This window comes from Pseudomonas sp. P1_A1 (genome assembly GCF_056406935.1).
Window position 1 is genome coordinate 440,181 of record NZ_JBFTZE010000002.1, and the last position, 18,906, is coordinate 459,086.

Sequence of the window (18,906 nt, forward strand, 5' to 3'; positions counted from 1 at the left end):
GCCACGCCCGGAAGGAGAAACCCATGGGACAGCGCACGCCTCTGTATGACCTTCATCTCGCCCTCGGCGCGAAGATGGTCGATTTTGGCGGTTGGGATATGCCTCTGCATTACGGCTCGCAGGTCGAGGAACACCATCAGGTGCGCCGCGATTGCGGGGTTTTCGATGTATCCCACATGACCGTGATCGATGTCGACGGCCCCCAGGCCAAGACCTGGCTGCAATATTTGCTGGCCAATGACGTCGAACGTCTGCACAGCCCCGGCCGTGCCTTGTACAGCGCCATGCTCAACGAGCACGGTGGTATCGTCGATGACATGATCGTCTATCGCCTCGATGACGGCTATCGGCTGGTGGTCAACGCTTCCACCCGTAACCAGGACCTGGCCTGGATGCAGGCCCATCTCGGCGACTTCGATGTGCAGCTCAACGAGCGTTCCGAGCTGGCAATGCTGGCCATTCAAGGGCCTCACGCCCGGCACAAGATTGCCGAACTGGTGACTCAGTCCCGCGGCACGCTGATCCAGCAACTCAAACCTTTCGAAGGTCAGGCCGACGGTGACTGGTTCATCGCGCGCACCGGTTACACCGGTGAGGACGGTCTGGAAATCGTGCTGCCGGCCGATCAGGCGCCGGGCTTCTTCAACGATCTGGTGGGCGCGGGCATTTCCCCGATCGGCCTTGGCGCGCGCGATACCTTGCGGGTCGAAGCCGGGATGAACCTGTACGGTCAGGACATCCATCAAGATGTTTCACCGTTGGCCTCCAACATGGCCTGGAGCATTGCCTGGGAACCGGCCTCGCGCCAGTTCATCGGTCGCACGGCCCTGGAAGCCGAACAGGCCAATGGCGTACAACACAAACTGGTCGGTCTGGTCCTTGAAGAGCGTGGCGTTTTGCGAGCGCATCAGGTGGTTCGCATCGCCGATGTTGGCGAAGGGGAGATCACCAGTGGTAGTTTCTCTCCTACGCTTAGCAAGTCGATTGCACTGGCGCGGGTGCCGGTGGCCACCGCCGACCGCGCTGAAGTGGAAATCCGTGGCAAGTGGTACCCGGTTCGAGTGGTCAAACCGACCTTCGTGCGTCACGGCAAAACCTTGATCTAACTTTTTCTGGCGGGCAATGACCGCTGACATTTTTCTTGAGGACACAGAACATGAGCGAAATCCCTGTCGACCTGCGTTTTGCCGAAAGTCACGAATGGGCCCGTCTAGACCATGATGGCGGCGTGAAAGTGGGTATTTCAGACCATGCTCAGGAAGCCTTGGGTGATGTAGTGTTCGTCGAGCTGCCGGAAATCGGCAAAGTGTTCGCTGCCGGAGAGGCAGCGGGTGTCGTCGAGTCGGTCAAGGCCGCGTCGGATATCTACTCGCCAGTCTCCGGTACCGTCATTGCCATCAACGAAGAGTTGGCCAACAGCCCGGAACTGGTCAACAGCGCGCCTTATGACAGCTGGTTCTTCAAACTCGAGCCAAGCGATACCTCTGAGCTGGACAAGCTGCTCGACCCGATGGCCTACAAGGCCGCCATCGGCGAGTAATGCTCGCCCCGTAGGAGCTGCCGCAGGCTGCGATCCTTTGATCTTGTTTTTAAAATCAAAAGATCGCAGCCTTCGGCAGCTCCTACAAAGGCCGTATCAAGGTCGAATCAAGGCTGCAAAACGGCTTTCACAGCGGCCACCGAACGCTCGACATCCGCTTTATCCATGGCCGTAAACATCGGCAGCGAGACGATCAGTCGTCCGACCCGCTCGGCGACCGGGAACATGCCTTCCTTGAACCCGCGTTCGCGGTAAAGACTCAGCAGGTGAATCGGCGGGTAGTGATAGCCGATACCCACTCCCAGTGCCTGCATCTGCTCCATGAAAGTAGCCCGTGCCGGTTTGCCATCCTGGCGTTCCGGGAGCACCAGTTGGAACAAATGCCAATTGCTGTTCTCGAAATCCGCCGGCGGCAGTTGAGCCCCGTATTGCGCTTCGAAGTCCTCGCCAAAGCAGGCGAAGTAATGTTTGGCCAGCTCACGACGATGAGCGGTGATCGCTTCGATGTGGGCAAATTGCCCCAGGCCAATGGCTGCCGCGACGTCAGTCATGTTGAACTTGCCGCCCAGCACATCAACGTCCAGCCCATCGAAACCGCTGCGGGTGACGCCCTGCAAGCGGTACTTTTCCGCCAGCCGCGCTTCCTCGGCATTGTTCAGTACCAGGCAACCGCCCTCTGAACAGGTGACGTTCTTGTTCGCCTGGAAACTGAAGGACACGAAATCGCCAGTCGCACCGATTCGCTGGCCGTTCCAGCTCGAACCCAATGCCTGGGCCGCATCTTCCACCACTCGCAAACCATGCTTTTTTGCAATCGCGTAAAGGCGCGTCATGTCCACGGGCAGTCCTGCGAGAAACACCGGGATGATGGCTTTGGTGCGCGGGGTAATCGCCGCTTCAAGCTGCGTCAGGTCGATATTGCGGGTGACGGGGTCGATGTCGGCAAACACTGGCGTAGCGCCAACTTCCAGAATCACGTTCGCGGTGGCCACCCAGGAAATCGGCGTGGTGATCACTTCATCACCCGGTCCGACGCCGGCAATTCGCAATGCGATCTCCATGGTGCAGGTGCCGGAATTGAACGTACGCACCGGGCGCCCGCCGAAATATTCCGAGAGTTGCGCTTCAAAAGCCTGCACCTTGGGGCCGCTGGTAATCCAGCCCGAGCGCAGCACATCGCCGACAGCGGCAATCGTGGCTTCATCGATGGTGGGTTTGGAGAAGGGCAGGAAAGACAGTTGGCTCATAAATGTGGATACCCGATCAGCGAACGTTTGTAGGCGCCGAGCATAATGATCCGGAATGACCGACAGCGCCACGCCATCCGTGCCGGTATCGACTGCTATGCTGGTTTGACCGAGTTGCATCGACGCTGAGCGCCAGTCATGAGAGAGCCCGTCATGTCCCAGTTGCCGTCCTTGAGCCAGTTACGCGACCCCAATACCTTCCTGCGCCGCCACCTCGGGCCCGATGCCGCCGAGCAGCAGGCGATGCTCGACAGCCTCGGTCTTGGCAGCCGCGTCGAGTTGATCGAGCAGACGGTGCCGCCGGGAATCCGCCTCAATCGACCGCTGGACCTGCCGCCCGCCCTCGATGAGGTAGCCGCACTAGCCAAACTGCGCGGCTACGCCGAACAGAACCAGGTCTGGACCAGCCTGATCGGCATGGGGTATCACGGCACCCTCACGCCGGCCGTCATCCTGCGCAACGTGCTGGAAAATCCCGGTTGGTACACCGCTTACACGCCTTACCAACCGGAGATTGCCCAAGGCCGACTCGAAGCGCTGCTGAATTTCCAACAGCTGACCATCGACCTGACCGGCCTGGAACTGGCCAACGCCTCGCTGCTGGATGAAGCCACGGCGGCGGCCGAGGCCATGGCGCTGGCCAAGCGTGTCGCCAAGTCCAGAAGCAATCTGTTCTTCGTCGACGAAAACTGCCACCCGCAGACGATTTCCGTGGTGCAGACCCGGGCCGAAGGGTTCGGTTTCGACCTGATCATCGACGCTGTGGATAACTTGAAGCAGCACCAGGTGTTCGGCGCACTGCTGCAATATCCCGACACCCATGGCGACGTGCGCGATCTTCGCCCGCTGATCGATCATCTGCATGCCCAGCAAGCCTTGGCCTGCGTCGCCACCGACCTGCTCAGCCTGTTGTTGCTGACTCCGCCGGGAGAGTTGGGCGCCGACGTGGTATTCGGTTCGTCCCAGCGTTTCGGCGTGCCCATGGGCTACGGCGGCCCGCACGCGGCGTTTTTTGCCAGCCGCGACGAATACAAACGGGCGATTCCCGGGCGGATCATCGGCGTGTCGAAAGATGCGCGCGGCAATGTCGCCCTGCGCATGGCCCTGCAAACCCGCGAGCAACACATTCGCCGGGAGAAGGCCAACTCGAACATCTGCACCGCCCAGGTGCTGCTGGCCAATATCGCCAGTTTCTATGCGGTCTACCATGGCCCGGAAGGGCTCAAAAATATTGCCCAGCGCGTCCATCGGCTGACCTGCATCCTCGCCGCCGGCCTGGAACGCCATGGCGTTACACGTGTGAACCAACACTTCTTCGACACCCTGACCCTGGAGGTCGGTGGCACTCAGACCGCGATCATCGACAGTGCCCAGGCGGCGCAGATCAATTTGCGCATTCTCGGTCGCGGGCGGTTGGGCCTGAGTCTTGACGAAACCAGTGACGAAACCACCGTGGCGAAGCTGTTCGATGTGTTTCTAGGTGCCGATCATGGGCTCAACGTCGACGAACTGGATGCTGAGGTCCTGGTATCCGGCATTCCTGCAGGATTGCAGCGCAGTACGCCTTATTTGCGTCATCCGGTGTTCAACGCCCATCACAGCGAAACCGAAATGCTGCGTTACTTGAAGCAGCTGGAAAACAAAGACCTGGCGCTCAATCAATCGATGATCCCGCTGGGCTCCTGCACCATGAAGCTCAATGCCACCAGCGAGATGATCCCGATCACCTGGCCGCAGTTCGCCAACCTGCACCCGTTCGTGCCGAAAGGGCAGGTGATGGGGTATTCCCTGATGATCGAGGAACTGGAGCGCTGGCTCTGCGCAATCACCGGTTTCGATGCGATCTGCATGCAACCCAACTCGGGCGCCCAGGGCGAGTACGCCGGGCTACTGGCCATCCGCAAATATCACGAGAGCCGTCATCAGGGTGCGCGGGATATCTGCCTGATCCCGTCTTCGGCCCACGGCACCAACCCGGCCTCGGCACAAATGGCCGGGATGCGGGTAGTGATCGTCGAGTGCGACGAGGCGGGTAATGTCGATCTGGAGGACTTGAAAGAAAAGGCCATCGAGGCGGGGGAAAAACTCGCCTGCCTGATGGCGACTTATCCTTCGACCCATGGGGTCTACGAGGAAGGCATCAGCGAGATCTGTGAAGTGATCCACCGCCATGGCGGTCAGGTGTACATGGATGGCGCCAACCTCAACGCGCAAGTCGGGTTGGCGCGGCCGGCAGATATCGGTGCCGATGTGTCGCACATGAACCTGCACAAAACTTTCTGTATTCCCCACGGCGGTGGCGGACCGGGGATGGGCCCGATTGGTGTCCGGGCGCACCTGGCGCCGTTTGTCGCCAATCACCCGGTGGTGCCGATCGATGGCCCGCTGCCGGGGAATGGTGCGGTAAGCGCAGCCCCTTGGGGCAGTGCAAGCATTCTGCCGATCAGCTGGATGTACATCGCGATGATGGGGCCGCAACTGGCGGATGCGAGTGAGGTGGCGATCCTCGCCGCGAATTACCTGGCGCAGCATTTGTCCGGGGCGTTCCCGGTGCTCTACACCGGGCGCAACGAGCGAGTGGCCCACGAATGCATCCTCGACTTGCGTCCGCTCAAGGCGCTGACCGGGATCAGCGAAGAAGACGTTGCCAAACGGCTGATGGACTACGGCTTCCATGCGCCGACCATGTCATTCCCGGTGCCGGGGACGTTGATGGTTGAACCGACCGAGAGTGAATCGAAGGCGGAACTGGACCGTTTTATCGATGCGATGCTGAGCATTCGCGCAGAAATCAACGAGGTGCAGAACGGCAACTGGCCGGCCGAGGACAATCCGCTGAAGCGTTCGCCGCATACCCTGGCCGACATCACCGGTGTCTGGGAGCGGCCGTACAGCATCGAGCAGGCGGTGACGCCGGATGTTCACACCAAGGCCCATAAATACTGGCCGGTGGTGAACCGTGTGGACAATGTCTACGGCGATCGCAACCTGTTTTGCGCGTGTGTGCCGGTGGATGAATACCGCTGAAATCACTCGCTCCTACAAATCAGGGGCAAAAAAATGCCGCTCATTTAGAGCGGCATTTTTTGTTCAGCAACGAACCTTATTTCGAGGCGATGGCATTCTTCGCCAGGATGGCGTTCGCCAGTTCCATGTCCGTGGCTTGCAGGTCAGGGTTTTCTGCGCGGACTTTCTGCATGGCGGCTTCCAGATAGGGGCCGCGAATGGCGCCGTCACTGGCGACAAAGCTGCCGGCGTCGTCCTGGGCGGCGACGATCAGCTTGTGATCCCTGGAGGTCAGGTAGGACGTACCGGTGGTGGCACCGGAAGTAAGGACGTTACGCAAAAAGCTGTCATCAGCCATCGCCGAACCGACTTGAAGGGACAACACGGCAAAGGTAGCGACAGCAAGTTTGAGACGCATAAAAGGTGACTCCACTGGGTTTTAACTGCGGGCTTTGATTGCCAATAACCCAATCGAGTTCCGTGACGTTAGTCGGCCCGCTCCACCAGTAAAATCGCCCCTTGTTGCCCGATCACCCGAACACGGCTGCCAGGCGCGGCATCAGGTCCTCGGGCCATCCACACGCCGTCGGCGACCTTGATCTTGCCGCGGCCGTTGACAATCGCTTCAGTGACCACAAACACCTTGCCGATCAGCTCTTGCCCCCGCAGGTTCAGGTTCGGCTGATCGCTGGCCCGCACCACACTGCGCTGACGTCTCCACCAGTACAGGGCGGTGAGGATCGAAAAAACGGCAAACAACAGCACCTGCCATTCCCAGGGCAAACCCGTTATCAGGAACGTCAGCACGCCGACGGCGGCAGCTGCCATGCCGATCCACAGCAGATAACCGCCGGCACCGAACACCTCGAGGATCAGCAACAGCGCACCCAGGGCCAGCCAGCTCCAGAACGAGAACAGTTCCATGGGCGGCGACCTCAGCCTTTCTTGCCGTCGAAGGTGGCCTTGACGATTTCGCCGATTCCGCCGACTGCACCAATCATCGAACCGGCTTCGAGCGGCATCAGGATCACTTTGCTGTTGTTGGCCGAGGCCAGTTTGCCCAAGGCATCGATGTACTTCTGTGCGACGAAATAGTTGACCGCCTGCACGTTACCGCCGGCGATGGCTTCGGACACCACTTTGGTGGCCTGGGCTTCGGCCTGGGCCTGACGTTCCCGGGCCTCGGCTTCGAGGAACGCCGCCTGACGACTGCCCTCGGCTTCGAGAATCTGTGCCTGCTTCTTGCCTTCGGCGGTGAGGATCGCCGAGGCGCGCAAACCTTCGGCTTCCAGAATCTGGGCGCGCTTGATCCGCTCGGCTTTCATCTGGCCGGACATGGCGGCCATCAGGTCGGCGGGAGGGCTGATGTCCTTGATCTCGATCCGGGTGATCTTGATGCCCCACGGCGCCGTGGCCTCGTCGACGGTGCGCAGCAGTTTTTCGTTGATGTTGTCGCGCTGGCTGAGCATCGCGTCCAGCTCCATGGACCCGAGTACGGTGCGGATATTGGTTTGCAGCAGATTGCGCACGGCATGTTCGAGGTTGTTCACCTCGTAGGCGGCCTGGGCAGTATTGACCACCTGGAAGAAGCACACCGCGTCGATCTGCACGGTGGCGTTGTCGGCGGTGATGACTTCCTGGGGCGGAATGTCCAGCACGCTTTCCATCACGTTGATCTTGCGGCCGATGCGGTCCATCACCGGAATGATGATGCTCAGGCCTGGCTTGAGGGTGTTGGTGTAACGGCCGAAGCGTTCGACCGTCCATTCAAACCCTTGGGGCACCACTTTGAAGCCCATGAAAAGAATGGCCACGACCAGCGCGACGAAGAGAATCAGTGCAATGCTCATAACGGTCCCTGTCCAGTCTGGTTGAGTTGCGATGACCAGAGTGTAGGGCAAAAGCCTTGCTATGCGACTTGGAGGGGGGCAGGGACTATGGCTGATACCCGTCAGTGTGGCGAGGGGGCAAGCCCCCTCGCCACAGGTTTTGCGTCCGGCGCTTTTTGCGTAGGCATTAGGGGCTGTCTATCTCTGTTCACTCTGCGGCGTCACCCGCAACACCTCTTCGATCGTGGTCAAACCCGCCGCCACTTTTTGCGCCCCCGACAAGCGTAAACTGCGCATGCCTTCCTTGAACGCCTGACGGCGGACCGCCAGCAAATCGGTGTCGGGGTTGATCAGCGCTTTGATGCCATCTGTCAGCTGCATGATTTCGTAAACCCCGGCGCGACCGCGATAGCCGGTTTCGCGGCATTCCAGGCAACCGATGGCGCGCTGGGCGTTGGTCGGCAGTGGCGCTTGCCAGGGCCGGGTCAGGGTTTGCCAGTCGTCCTCGCCCAACGTTAAGGGGGCCTTGCAGTGGGGGCATAACGTACGCACCAGACGCTGGGCCATGACCCCGAGCACCGTGGCCTTGATCAGGTAATGCGGCACGCCGAGTTCCAGCAGGCGGCTGATGGCGCTGGGGGCATCGTTGGTGTGCAATGTCGATAGCACCAAGTGACCGGTGAGTGCCGCCTGAATCGCCATCTCGGCGGTTTCGAGGTCGCGGATCTCGCCAATCATGATGATGTCCGGGTCTTGTCGCATCAGCGCGCGTACGCCGGCGGCAAAGGTCAGGTCGATGTTGTGCTGGACCTGCATCTGATTGAACGCCGGCTCGACCATTTCGATCGGGTCTTCGATGGTGCAGAGGTTGACCTCCGGCGTCGCCAGTTTCTTGAGGGTGGTGTACAGCGTGGTGGTCTTGCCCGAACCGGTTGGCCCGGTCACCAGAATGATGCCGTTGGGCTGGCGGATCATGTCTTGCCAGCGGCGCAGGTCCTCGGCGGAGAAGCCCAGTTGGTCGAAATCCTTGAGCAACACTTCCGGGTCGAAGATCCGCATGACCATCTTCTCGCCGAACGCTGTCGGTAATGTCGACAACCGCAACTCGACTTCGCCACCGTCCGGGGTCTTGGTCTTGACCCGACCGTCCTGGGGTTTGCGCTTTTCCGCGACGTTCATCCGCCCCAGGCTTTTCAGGCGGCTGACGATGGCCATGGTCACTTGCGGCGGGAATTGATAGACGTTGTGCAGCACGCCGTCGATGCGAAAACGTACCGTGCCTTGCTCGCGCCGGGGCTCGATGTGGATATCGCTGGCCCGTTGCTGGAACGCGTACTGGAACAGCCAATCGACGATGTTGACGATGTGCGCATCGTTGGCGTCCGGCTCCTGGTCGCTGGCGCCGAGGTTGAGCAACTGTTCGAAGTTGCCCAAGGTGCTTGTGTGCTGATCGGCGTTGGTGGCGCCGCTGACCGATTTGGCCAGGCGGAAAAACTCCACGCTGAAGCGCTGGATATCCACCGGATTGGCCACCACGCGCTTGATCGGCAACTTCAGCACGTGGGTCAGATCGGCTTCCCAGCCGCTGACGAAGGGCTGGGCGCTGGCCACGGTGACGGCATCGCGGTCGATGGCCACCGCCAGAATCTTGTGGCGCTGGGCGAAGGCATAGGACATCAGCGGCGTAATGGCGGCGACGTTGATTTTCAGTGGGTCGATGCGCAAGTAAGGCTGGCCGGCCTGCTGGGACAGCCACAGCGTCAGGCTTTCCAGATCGAGGTGTTTGCCGGGACGGCTGAGGTCGTCCAGGTGTTGGCTGGCGATGAACTCCAGCGGATGTTGCTGACTATTGGTGGCGTGACGGCGGCGGGCGTTGAGTGCGTGTTCGGCCGAGTCCTGGCTGACAAAGCCCTGGGCGACCAGTTCACGCAGCAAATCGTTAAGGTCCAGCCAGCGGTCCTGAGTGGCAAGTTGAACGGACATGCGGGCTCCTTATGAACAACCGTTCGCAAAGGATAGCTGCGCACCCGCAGACCGTTGGGCCACTACCCGACCAACACGTGTCGGGTTTTTTCAGCCAGCTGCCTGAACCGGCTCCTGCCACGTCGAATCAGCCGCTTGCAGATTCACCGAGCAGACGCTGATCAGGTTACGCAGTTTTTCCGCGATCACCTGGGCTCGGTGCCAGCTCAGGCCGTCCATGACGATGTCGATCGATAGCAGATCGTCCAGGCGCTGCACGTTGACCTGCTGCGGCGTCAGAAACTGCAAGGCGAACAGATTGAGCGCGCGGCACAGCAGATCCGGCTCGGCCTCGGCCAGCAGTTGGTATTGAACGCGGCAGTGGGTGTTGCTGACGTTCCAGACATCGGCGCGGGCGGGCGCGGTGTTCACGGCTTCGAGGGGCGGCATGGTCAGGCTCCAAAAATCATTGGAGGAATTTTTACATTCGGTGTGGGGTATTTCTTATCTATGATTGGGTTTGTTGGCGATTTATCGAATCGATCAATTCAAGATCATATTAATTTCAGGTTTTTCTATGCATAGCGAGCTGGATGGCTACGACCGCAAGATTCTCGCGTTGCTGCAAGAGGACGCTTCGCTCTCCAGCGCGCAGATCGCCGAACAGGTGGGACTCTCGCAGTCGCCCTGCTGGCGGCGGATTCAGCGGATGAAAGAGGAAGGGATCATTCGCGGTCAGGTGACGTTGCTTGACCGCAAGAAAATCGGCCTCAACACGCAAATCTTCGCCGAGATCAAACTCAACGCCCACGGGCGCTCGAACTTCACTGAGTTCACCGAAGCGATTCGCGGTTTTCCCGAAGTGCTGGAATGTTATGTGCTGATGGGATCGGTGGATTTCTTGTTGCGGATCGTCACGGCAGACATCGAGGCTTATGAGCGTTTCTTCTTCGAGAAACTGTCGATGGTGCCGGGGATTCAGGAGGTCAACTCGATTGTGGCTTTGTCGGAAATCAAATCCACGACGAGTTTGCCGGTGTTGCGATAAAGCAAAAGATCGCAGCCTTCGGCAGCTCCTACAGGGACGCGTACATCTGTAGGAGCTGGCGAAGCCTGCGATCTTTTAGCGGTGTTACAGACGCAACAAGGTCTTCCAGGCACGATTCTGATACACCGCAATCGCCTGCTGCTTACGCGCATCCAGCGACTCATCGGTGATCGGCTCGTTAGCTAGCAGGGCAAGCTGTTTCAGCTCACCGTACAGGCGATCCATTTCCGGGATGTCCAGCACGCTACGGGCGTGGTGCAGCCAGGCCTGGATGCGCTCGATGCGCGGCAGTTGCTCGGCCAGGTCTTCCGGCTGTTGCTGGTAACGCTGTAATTGCAGCGAGTTGGCTTCTTCGCCCAGCAGGCGTGGCAACCAGCTGCCCAGTTGCGCGGCGCCCTGACGATTGCCGCGGACGTTGCGATCGGCAGCCCAGGCACGGGCCAGCAGCCAGCGCGAGGTGTTCAGCGAGAACAGGCCCCAACGCGGATCTTCCAGCTCTTCGAGGAATTGCTCCGGCGCGGCTTTGCGCACGTCTTCGTCGTCCAGGCCGGCTTGTACCAGTGGGCGCCAGTCTTCCAGCAGGGCATCCAGCGCGACTCGCAGATCGTGAGTCGACTGACGCGGCGCGGCTTGACCGAGGCTGCTGATCAGCGCGCGCATTTCAGCGAGGTTTTCGACCCAGTCCTGCAACAGGCGCCAGTGGCCATTGAAGCGATACTGCTCGGCCAGACGTTGGCTGCTGCCCAGCAAATGCCAGCACAGGGCGGCGAACGCATCGTCCAGTGGCATTTCGGCAGTGATCTGCGGCGCCGGCAAGCTCAGCGAGTAGCTGTTGGCGTCGAACAGGCGATAACCGCGTTCGGCCTTGCTGATGTCGCATGGCATCAGTGGCAGGGTCGCGGCCAGTTCGGCGGCCAGTTCCAGCAGCGCGGCCGGCTCGCCTTCGCGCAGTTCCAGTTCCAGCTCGCAGATTTCTTCTTTCTGCTTGCCGACCACCACGTGGCCCAGGTCCAGCGCGGCTTCGATGACCACTTTGGTCTTGCCACGGCCCCAGGCGATTTCCGCGCGTTCACGCACGAAATCGGTGGTGAAGATGGCTTTCAGGGTTTTCTTGTCCAGCTCGGCCAACTCTTCGGGCCAGCATTCGCCGTCGAGTTTTTTTACGTCGAGTTTGGCTTTGGACAGGGGCCAGTCGTACTCGTGACGCTCGGACAGACCGGCGACGCTCTGGCCACGGGTCTTGAGGGTCTGAATCACTTCTTCGCCATCGCGGCGCAGGCGCAGGGCCACCTTGGCGTGGGCCAGGTCGCGCTCGGGCGTGTCGAAGTACTGGTTCATCAACTCACGGCGTTCCCAGCCACTTTTGTTGCGTTTCTTCAGTAACGGGTGCTCGCGCAGGGCGGCGAGGGTTTCGCGGCTGACGCGGAGTTTGATTTCGGTTTCTTTCTGCATGGCCGGAAAATCCAGGATCGGGAGCGCAGCCGGGGAAATGTGTGGCTGCCAAGGTCGTGCAGTGTACAGGACTCAAGGGTTGTAGGGTCTGTTGACGCTTGGTGACGGCCGCGACGGTTTATTCCTGTCGCCGGATGGCTCTATGATGGACTTCAATTCGGGAGTTGGGAGTCAGCGATGCCTTTGCCGTCCATGAAAGATCAGTTCGCTGCGCTGATCGCCGCGCCGTCTGTCAGCTGTACCCAACCCAGCCTGGATCAAACCAATCGGCCGGTCATCGACTTGTTGGCGACATGGCTCGGGGAGCTGGGTTTTGCCTGCGACATCCAGCAAGTCAGCCCCGGCAAATTCAACCTGCTGGCCAGTTTCGGCACAGGCCCCGGCGGCCTGGTGCTGGCCGGTCACAGCGATACGGTGCCGTACGACGCGGCGCTGTGGCAGACCGACCCGCTGAAACTGACGGAAGTGGACGGCCGTTGGGTGGGCCTGGGCAGTTGCGACATGAAGGGCTTTTTTGCCCTGGCCATCGAAGCCGTCAAACCCTTGCTCGACCAACCATTCAAGCAACCCTTGCTGATTCTTGCGACCTGCGATGAAGAAAGCTCGATGTCGGGTGCGCGTGCCTTGGCCGAAGCCGGGCGGCCACTAGGTCGCGCTGCGGTGATTGGCGAGCCGACAGGGCTAAAGCCAATCCGCTTGCACAAAGGCGTGATGATGGAGCGCATCGACATCCTCGGTCAGAGTGGTCACTCCTCGGACCCGAGTCTGGGCCATAGCGCCCTCGAAGCCATGCACGATGCCATCGGCGAACTGCGCGGCTTGCGTCTGGCGTGGCAGCGGGAATTTCGTAATCCGCAGTTCAGTGTGCCGCAGCCGACGATGAATTTCGGCTGCATTCACGGTGGCGATAACCCCAACCGCATCTGCGGCCAGTGCTCCCTGGAGTTTGACCTGCGTCCGCTGCCGGGCATGGATCCCAGCGCCCTGCGCGCGGCGATCTTGCAGAAGCTCAACCCCATTGCCGAGCGGCACCAGGTGAAGATCGATTACGCGCCGCTGTTCCCCGAAGTGCCGCCGTTCGAGCAGGCCGAGGACTCGGAATTGGTGAGGATCGCCGAAAAGCTCACCGGCCATCGCGCCGAAGCAGTGGCGTTCGGCACAGAAGCGCCTTATCTTCAGCGCCTTGGCTGTGAAACACTGATCTTGGGCCCCGGCGATATCGCCTGCGCCCACCAACCGGGGGAATACCTCGAAATGTCACGTTTGCAGCCTACCGTGCATCTATTACGTCAACTGATCGAACATTACTGCCTGACGCCGGCGTCGCTCGTATAAATTGCCCGTGTCACTACCCGTACTTATGAGGAGAGCGCGCGTGTCGCCAAGCCTGTTCCGACGATAACCATCAGCCCGCTGTGCGTTTACTGCGTTACTCTTTTTTTCGGCTGCTATTTATTACAGGCCCAGGTTCATGCCCGAATACGTCAATTGGCTTCGTCACGCTTCGCCTTACATCAACGCCCACCGCGATTGCACCTTCGTCGTCATGCTGCCCGGCGACGGTGTGGAGCACCCGAACTTCGGCAATATCGTCCACGACCTGGTGCTGCTGCACAGCCTGGGCGTGCGGCTGGTGCTGGTTCACGGTTCACGTCCGCAGATTGAAACCCGCCTCGCTGCTCGCGGCCTGACCCCGCACTACCACCACGGCATGCGCATCACCGATGCGGCGACGCTGGAGTGCGTGATCGATGCGGTTGGCCAACTGCGCATCGCCATCGAAGCACGGTTGTCCATGGACATGGCCTCGTCGCCGATGCAGGGCTCGCGCCTGCGGGTGGCCAGCGGCAATCTGGTCACTGCGCGGCCGATCGGCGTGCTCGAAGGTGTCGACTATCACCATACCGGTGAGGTGCGTCGGGTCGACCGCAAGGGCATCAATCGTCTGTTGGACGAACGCTCCATCGTGCTGTTGTCGCCATTGGGTTACTCGCCGACCGGCGAGATCTTCAACCTCGCCTGCGAAGATGTCGCGACCCGTGCGGCCATCGATCTGGGTGCAGACAAACTGCTGCTGTTCGGTGCCGAACTCGGTCTGCTGGATGAACATGGTCGTCTGGTTCGCGAGTTGCGTCCGCAACAAGTGCCGGCGCACCTGCAGCGCCTGGGCAGCAACTATCAGGCCGAGTTGCTGGATGCGGCCGCTGAGGCATGCCGGGGCGGCGTGGCGCGCAGTCATATCGTCAGCTACGCCGAAGACGGCGCACTGCTGACCGAACTGTTCACCCGTGACGGTGGCGGTACGCTGGTGGCCCAGGAGCAATTCGAGGTGGTACGCGAGGCGGCCATCGAGGACGTCGGCGGTTTGCTGGACTTGATCAGCCCGCTGGAAGAGCAGGGGATTCTGGTGCGCCGTTCCCGCGAGGTGCTGGAGCGCGAGATCGAGCAGTTCAGTGTGGTCGAGCGTGAAGGAATGATTATCGCCTGCGCGGCGCTGTATCAGATTGCCGATTCGGATGCGGGGGAGCTGGCGTGCCTGGCGGTGAACCCGGAGTACCGCCATGGCGGTCGCGGTGATGAATTGCTGGAGCGCATCGAAACCCGCGCCCGGGCTCAGGGCCTGAAAACCCTGTTCGTGCTCACCACCCGGACCGCCCACTGGTTCCGTGAACGGGGTTTTGTACCGAGCAGCGTCGATCGCCTGCCGTCGGCGCGGGCGTCGCTTTACAACTATCAGCGTAATTCGAAGATCTTCGAAAAAGCCCTCTGACTAAGTGGCTGTGATCGTTCCCACGCTCCGCGTGGGAATGCAACCCGGGACGCTCCGCGTTCCATCGAGAGCCGAACGCAGAGCGTCCAAAGAGGCATTCCCACGCAGAGCGTGGGAACGATCATCACTCAGTGACGTATTTGGCGCTGACATACGGCGAATAATCCGGCAGCACCGTTTCTACCTTCCCTTGCTCCCGCAAGAACTTCGCCATCTCTCCAATCGTCTTCGTCGTGCCGCCAACGCACCGCGGTCTGCTGCGCGGCGCTGACCACTTACGAACCGCGATCGAAACGACGCCAATCGACTTTATAGCCTATGGTTTCTCGAATCGCCGTCGGCTCGAGGGCCTTCGGTGGGGGTGTGACGCCGGTTTGATAGCCGAACGTGCGCGTCGTCGCCTGAGTGGAAAGAGAAAATATTAGCGATACACAAACTGTAACAAATTGACTAGATAGTGCGCGTTTAGCCATGATGGCGTCGCCTTTTCGATAGGGATTGACGCGTAAGGGATGTGCCAAAGCCAATGGGAATAAAAAAAGGCTGGTAAATACCCTTTAGGAATTAGCTGTTGGGCCAATGCCGGTATGTCCGGTTCGATGAGCCGCCGGCAGGGACTCAATATTCGACGTTAGACCTTGGTCGTAGACATACATGGTTACGATTGACTTGGTAGTCACGGTCTGGCGCTAATCGCGCATCTGTGGATCCAGGGCTCTCGACCCAAGACCAAAGAACACAAAAATTAGAAAACGAGAGGAGCGAAACATGAATAAGTCCACCTTAGCCCTGGCTGTGGCCGTGGGGGTTTTGGCGCAGCAGGCAGGCGCCGCGGGTTTCCTGGAAGACAGCAAGGCTTCCGTCAGTTCCCGGACCATGTATTACGACGCCGATGTCCGTGAAGGCGACAATAGAGCTGCAAACCGTCAGCGAGAAACCGCTGAGGGTCTCAAGTTCGATTACCTGTCCGGGTTCACCCAGGGTACCGTTGGTTTCGGTATCGACGCCCAGGCACTGGTCGGCATCCATCTGGATGGCGGCAGGGGTCATCACCCGCTCGGTAACAGCAACTCCTTCTTCCCGAGCGACGGCGACAGGTCCGCCGACGAGTGGAGTCGTCTGGATGGCAACGTCAAGGCGCGCTTCTCTAAGACCGAGGCACATTTGGGTGGCGCTTTGGCACCTAACTTGCCGATCCTGATCGCGAACGACAGCCGTGTGCTGCCGCAGACCTTTGACGGTGGCACCATCACCTCGAAGGAAATTGACAATGTGACCTTCAACTTGGGTCAACTGGAGCACGCGTCGGGTCGCGCCTCCTCCAACAGAACTGGCCTGGCAGTGGCTGGTGGTACTCAGGACAGCAACCAGTTCCGTTACGCCGGTGCTGACTGGAAAGTCACCAAAGACCTCACGCTGCAGTACTACTATGCGAACCTGGAAGACTACTACAAGCAGAACTTCCTCGGCCTGGTGCACGTCTACCCGATCGCCCCGAACCAGTCGTTCAAGACTGATATTCGTTATTTCGACAGCAGCTCCGATGGCAAGAACGGCGACGTCGGCTACCGCTTCAACAACAACAATGGCTACGCCAAGAATCCAGGCGAGGTCGATAACAAGACCTGGAGCGCGACGTTCACCTACACCCTGGGTGGCAGCGCGTTCCTGCTTGGTCATCAGCGTGTCAGCGATGACGGCGGCTTTGTCTTCTTGAACCAGGGCAGCCTGATCGATAGCAAAGGTCGTCCAGAAGGTGCTGGTGGCGCCAGCTTCTACTCGTTCACCGACGCCACCGTGGGCAGCTTTATCCGTGCCGGTGAAAACACCACGTACGGTCAGTACTCCTATGACTTCGCCTCACTGGGCGTGCCAGGTTTGAAAGCTTCGATTGCTTACCTGGATGGCCGAGACATCAAGGCAACCAACGGCGTGGGTAAAGACCTGAATGAGCACGAGACCGACGCGCGTATCGACTACGTGATTCAAACGGGTCCACTCAAAGGGTTTGGTACGACTCTGCGTCACGGTACTTACAGCGGTAATACCAGCACCGCTGACCAAGACCAGACCCGTCTGATCTTCAACTACACCTACAGCTTCCTGTAATAACCATTAGAAAAGAGCCTCGCCTGTTGGCGAGGCTTTTTTTGCGTTTTTTTTGATATTCAAAAAAAATAGCTTCAGTTGATTATTTATTCTTTTTTGTTTTTTACCCAAGTCTATAAAATGAATCCATCAGGTACTCATTGGCAGCAACACGAGTATCAGATTCAGCGCCCCCCGATTTTGAAGGTCAAGGAATTGGTTCATGAGCCGATACCTTGTGTTCCGGCATGTATATATCTAAATCGCATTAAAATTGCAGATATAGATCTTTTTGGTTTGGCATGCCGGCCAAAATCAAGGCGGCCTGACCACCCGGCGCTCATTGCGCATCTTTGGATCCGGGCACTCGACCCAGGACCAGGAACCCAGAATTAGAAATGAGAGGAGCGAAACAATGAACAAGTCCACCTTGGCCCTGGCTGTGGCCGTAGGGGTTTTGGCGCAGCAGGCAGGCGCCGCCGGTTTCATCGAAGACAGCAAGGCCACATTGGGGCTGCGCAACTTCTATATCAACACTGATAACCGTGATTCGGCAGCTAGAACTGCTTCCAATGTTCAGAGCAAAAACGAAGAGTGGGGCCAAGGCTTCGATCTGCGTTTCACCTCGGGCTACACCCAAGGCACCGTTGGCTTTGGTATTGATGCCATCGGCCTGTTGGGCGTCCGTCTGGATTCGGGTGGCGGCACCAACGGCGCAACTCCTACCTCTTACGGCGGCACTGTTTTCCCAAGTGAGTCCAACGGTAAAGCGGTTGATAACTTCTCCAGCCTGGGCCTGACTGCCAAAGCCAAGATTTCCCAGACCGAATTGAAGTTGGGTACCCTGCAGCCAAAACTGCCGGTGATCGTGACCAACGACGGTCGTCTGCTGCCGCAAACCTTCCAGGGCGGTCAGATCACCTCGAACGAAATCAAAGACCTGACGCTGGTCGGCGGTCAGATCGAGCATGCCAAGGGTCGTAACTCCAGCAACAACGAAGAGTTGTCGATCGCTGGTGYGAACACGCGCGGTGCTGGTTTCCGTGACAGCAACAAGTTCATCTACGGTGGCGGTGACTATAAAATCACCAAAGACCTGACTGCCCAGTACTACTACGGCAACCTGGAAGACTTCTACAAGCAACACTTCCTGGGCCTGGTTCACAACTGGTCGATCGGTCCTGGTGTGTTGAAGTCTGACTTGCGTTACTTCAACAGCTCCGATGACGGTGCCAACGGTCACGACTCGGCTTATTTCAGCTCCGGCAACTATCAGGGCTTCCGTGCCGGTCGCGGTAAAGTCGACAACAACCTGTATAGCGGCCTGTTCCTGTACTCCGTTGCCGGTCACACCTTCGGCGGGGGTTATCAGGTCAGCAATGGCAGCAGCGACTTCCCTTGGTTGAACCAGGGTGACGGCTCGTCGGCCTACATAATTACCGACAGCCAGATCGCCAAGTTCGCCCGTGCCGGCGAACGTACCTGGCAAGCTCGCTACTCGTATGACTTCGCCAAGGTTGGCCTGCCAGGCGCTACTGCCGGCATCGTTTACCTGCGTGGTGACAACATCGACACTATCGCCAACACCGCTGCTCACCCGGTATCCGGTAGTGGCCGTTCCGAGTGGGAACGCGACCTGACCCTGGCGTACGTAGTACAAGAAGGTCCGTTGAAAAACCTGGGCCTCACCTGGAAAAACGCCATGTGGCGCAACGACGTTCCGGGTCAGCGCGACCAGGACGAAAACCGTCTGATCGTCAGCTACTCGATCCCGCTGTTGTAATAGCGCTCGCGTAACCGACGAAAAAAAGCCCCGCCCGGCATCACGCCGGGCGGGGCTTTTGCGTTTTCAAGGCGGGCTCACCCCCGTAAACCCTCCTTGAAGTTCCCTTTTTGCAACAACTCAAGGCCTTCTCGAACCTTGGGATTGATGTTCGTCCCGATGGCGGGGCAGGTCCAGTGAA

The 18,906-nt window shown here is 59.5% G+C and carries 15 protein-coding genes; 8 read left to right on the top strand and 7 right to left on the bottom strand.

From position 1 onward, the window contains the following. Positions 1-23: 23 nt before the first annotated feature. Both gcvT and gcvH read left to right on the top strand, forming a co-directional pair. Entirely contained in the window at positions 24-1,106 is a 1,083-nt protein-coding gene (gene gcvT, locus AC1D2Q_RS04955) for a glycine cleavage system aminomethyltransferase GcvT (RefSeq protein ID WP_477812425.1), read from the top strand. A gap of 50 nt (positions 1,107-1,156) precedes the next feature. Further along, complete coding sequence (gene gcvH / locus AC1D2Q_RS04960) at positions 1,157-1,540, top strand: glycine cleavage system protein GcvH (protein WP_477812426.1); 384 nt, start codon at positions 1,157-1,159, stop codon at positions 1,538-1,540. 107 nt (positions 1,541-1,647) lie between these two features. Here gcvH and AC1D2Q_RS04965 read toward each other — a convergent pair whose 3' ends face one another. Beyond that, positions 1,648-2,787: a DegT/DnrJ/EryC1/StrS family aminotransferase gene (locus AC1D2Q_RS04965; protein WP_477812427.1), complete on the bottom strand. Its 1,140-nt coding sequence runs from the start codon at positions 2,785-2,787 to the stop codon at positions 1,648-1,650. A 153-nt stretch (positions 2,788-2,940) separates the two neighbouring features. Between AC1D2Q_RS04965 and gcvP the strand changes: the two genes are divergently transcribed. Beyond that, on the top strand, positions 2,941-5,814 hold the full coding sequence (gene gcvP, locus AC1D2Q_RS04970; RefSeq protein WP_477812428.1) for an aminomethyl-transferring glycine dehydrogenase: 2,874 nt from the start codon (positions 2,941-2,943) through the stop codon (positions 5,812-5,814). A 76-nt stretch (positions 5,815-5,890) separates the two neighbouring features. On the opposite strand, the gene AC1D2Q_RS04975 is transcribed toward gcvP, so the two are convergent. The 5 genes from AC1D2Q_RS04975 to AC1D2Q_RS04995 form a co-directional block, all read right to left on the bottom strand. Then, complete coding sequence (locus AC1D2Q_RS04975) at positions 5,891-6,211, bottom strand: DUF2388 domain-containing protein (RefSeq protein WP_477812429.1); 321 nt, start codon at positions 6,209-6,211, stop codon at positions 5,891-5,893. 68 nt (positions 6,212-6,279) lie between these two features. Beyond that, complete coding sequence (locus AC1D2Q_RS04980; protein WP_477812430.1) at positions 6,280-6,717, bottom strand: NfeD family protein; 438 nt, start codon at positions 6,715-6,717, stop codon at positions 6,280-6,282. 11 nt (positions 6,718-6,728) lie between these two features. Continuing rightward, positions 6,729-7,643 carry an SPFH domain-containing protein gene (locus AC1D2Q_RS04985; protein WP_007940374.1) on the bottom strand — a complete coding sequence of 305 codons (915 nt, stop codon included), beginning with the start codon at positions 7,641-7,643 and terminating at the stop codon, positions 6,729-6,731. Between the two features lie 177 nt (positions 7,644-7,820). Beyond that, on the bottom strand, positions 7,821-9,605 hold the full coding sequence (gene tfpB / locus AC1D2Q_RS04990) for a type IV pilus assembly ATPase TfpB (protein WP_477812431.1): 1,785 nt from the start codon (positions 9,603-9,605) through the stop codon (positions 7,821-7,823). A 90-nt stretch (positions 9,606-9,695) separates the two neighbouring features. Then, the gene (locus AC1D2Q_RS04995) at positions 9,696-10,034 is read right to left on the bottom strand and encodes a hypothetical protein (protein ID WP_477812432.1); all 339 of its coding nucleotides are present in this window, start codon (positions 10,032-10,034) and stop codon (positions 9,696-9,698) included. Between the two features lie 127 nt (positions 10,035-10,161). Here AC1D2Q_RS04995 and AC1D2Q_RS05000 point away from each other — a divergent pair, with 127 nt between their 5' ends. Further along, positions 10,162-10,632 carry an Lrp/AsnC family transcriptional regulator gene (locus AC1D2Q_RS05000; protein WP_018927598.1) on the top strand — a complete coding sequence of 157 codons (471 nt, stop codon included), beginning with the start codon at positions 10,162-10,164 and terminating at the stop codon, positions 10,630-10,632. A gap of 84 nt (positions 10,633-10,716) precedes the next feature. On the opposite strand, the gene AC1D2Q_RS05005 is transcribed toward AC1D2Q_RS05000, so the two are convergent. Further along, a complete protein-coding gene (locus AC1D2Q_RS05005) occupies positions 10,717-12,084 on the bottom strand; it encodes a CYTH domain-containing protein (protein ID WP_477812433.1) in 1,368 nt (455 codons plus the stop codon). A 177-nt stretch (positions 12,085-12,261) separates the two neighbouring features. Here AC1D2Q_RS05005 and argE point away from each other — a divergent pair, with 177 nt between their 5' ends. From argE to AC1D2Q_RS05025, 4 genes are all read left to right on the top strand, one after another. Then, on the top strand, positions 12,262-13,419 hold the full coding sequence (gene argE, locus AC1D2Q_RS05010; RefSeq protein ID WP_477812434.1) for an acetylornithine deacetylase: 1,158 nt from the start codon (positions 12,262-12,264) through the stop codon (positions 13,417-13,419). 136 nt (positions 13,420-13,555) lie between these two features. Further along, positions 13,556-14,854 (top strand): amino-acid N-acetyltransferase, encoded by a 1,299-nt coding sequence (gene argA, locus AC1D2Q_RS05015; protein ID WP_028939113.1) that lies wholly within the window; start codon positions 13,556-13,558, stop codon positions 14,852-14,854. Positions 14,855-15,622: 768 nt separating this feature from the next. Then, positions 15,623-16,963, top strand: a complete 1,341-nt coding sequence (locus AC1D2Q_RS05020; protein ID WP_477812435.1) for an OprD family outer membrane porin — start codon at positions 15,623-15,625, stop codon at positions 16,961-16,963. A 394-nt stretch (positions 16,964-17,357) separates the two neighbouring features. After that, positions 17,358-18,725 carry an OprD family porin gene (locus AC1D2Q_RS05025; protein WP_477812436.1) on the top strand — a complete coding sequence of 456 codons (1,368 nt, stop codon included), beginning with the start codon at positions 17,358-17,360 and terminating at the stop codon, positions 18,723-18,725. The last annotated feature ends 181 nt before the right edge of the window (positions 18,726-18,906 follow it).

Coding starts and splice junctions, on each gene's coding strand:
- tfpB (WP_477812431.1), bottom strand. CDS start 9,605: ATGTCCGTTCAACTTGCCACTCAGGACCGCTGGCTGGACCTTAACGAT.
- AC1D2Q_RS04995 (WP_477812432.1), bottom strand. CDS start 10,034: ATGCCGCCCCTCGAAGCCGTGAACACCGCGCCCGCCCGCGCCGATGTC.
- gcvP (WP_477812428.1), top strand. CDS start 2,941: ATGTCCCAGTTGCCGTCCTTGAGCCAGTTACGCGACCCCAATACCTTC.
- AC1D2Q_RS05000 (WP_018927598.1), top strand. CDS start 10,162: ATGCATAGCGAGCTGGATGGCTACGACCGCAAGATTCTCGCGTTGCTG.
- AC1D2Q_RS04975 (WP_477812429.1), bottom strand. CDS start 6,211: ATGCGTCTCAAACTTGCTGTCGCTACCTTTGCCGTGTTGTCCCTTCAA.
- AC1D2Q_RS04985 (WP_007940374.1), bottom strand. CDS start 7,643: ATGAGCATTGCACTGATTCTCTTCGTCGCGCTGGTCGTGGCCATTCTT.
- AC1D2Q_RS04980 (WP_477812430.1), bottom strand. CDS start 6,717: ATGGAACTGTTCTCGTTCTGGAGCTGGCTGGCCCTGGGTGCGCTGTTG.
- gcvH (WP_477812426.1), top strand. CDS start 1,157: ATGAGCGAAATCCCTGTCGACCTGCGTTTTGCCGAAAGTCACGAATGG.
- argA (WP_028939113.1), top strand. CDS start 13,556: ATGCCCGAATACGTCAATTGGCTTCGTCACGCTTCGCCTTACATCAAC.
- AC1D2Q_RS05020 (WP_477812435.1), top strand. CDS start 15,623: ATGAATAAGTCCACCTTAGCCCTGGCTGTGGCCGTGGGGGTTTTGGCG.
- AC1D2Q_RS04965 (WP_477812427.1), bottom strand. CDS start 2,787: ATGAGCCAACTGTCTTTCCTGCCCTTCTCCAAACCCACCATCGATGAA.
- AC1D2Q_RS05005 (WP_477812433.1), bottom strand. CDS start 12,084: ATGCAGAAAGAAACCGAAATCAAACTCCGCGTCAGCCGCGAAACCCTC.
- gcvT (WP_477812425.1), top strand. CDS start 24: ATGGGACAGCGCACGCCTCTGTATGACCTTCATCTCGCCCTCGGCGCG.
- argE (WP_477812434.1), top strand. CDS start 12,262: ATGCCTTTGCCGTCCATGAAAGATCAGTTCGCTGCGCTGATCGCCGCG.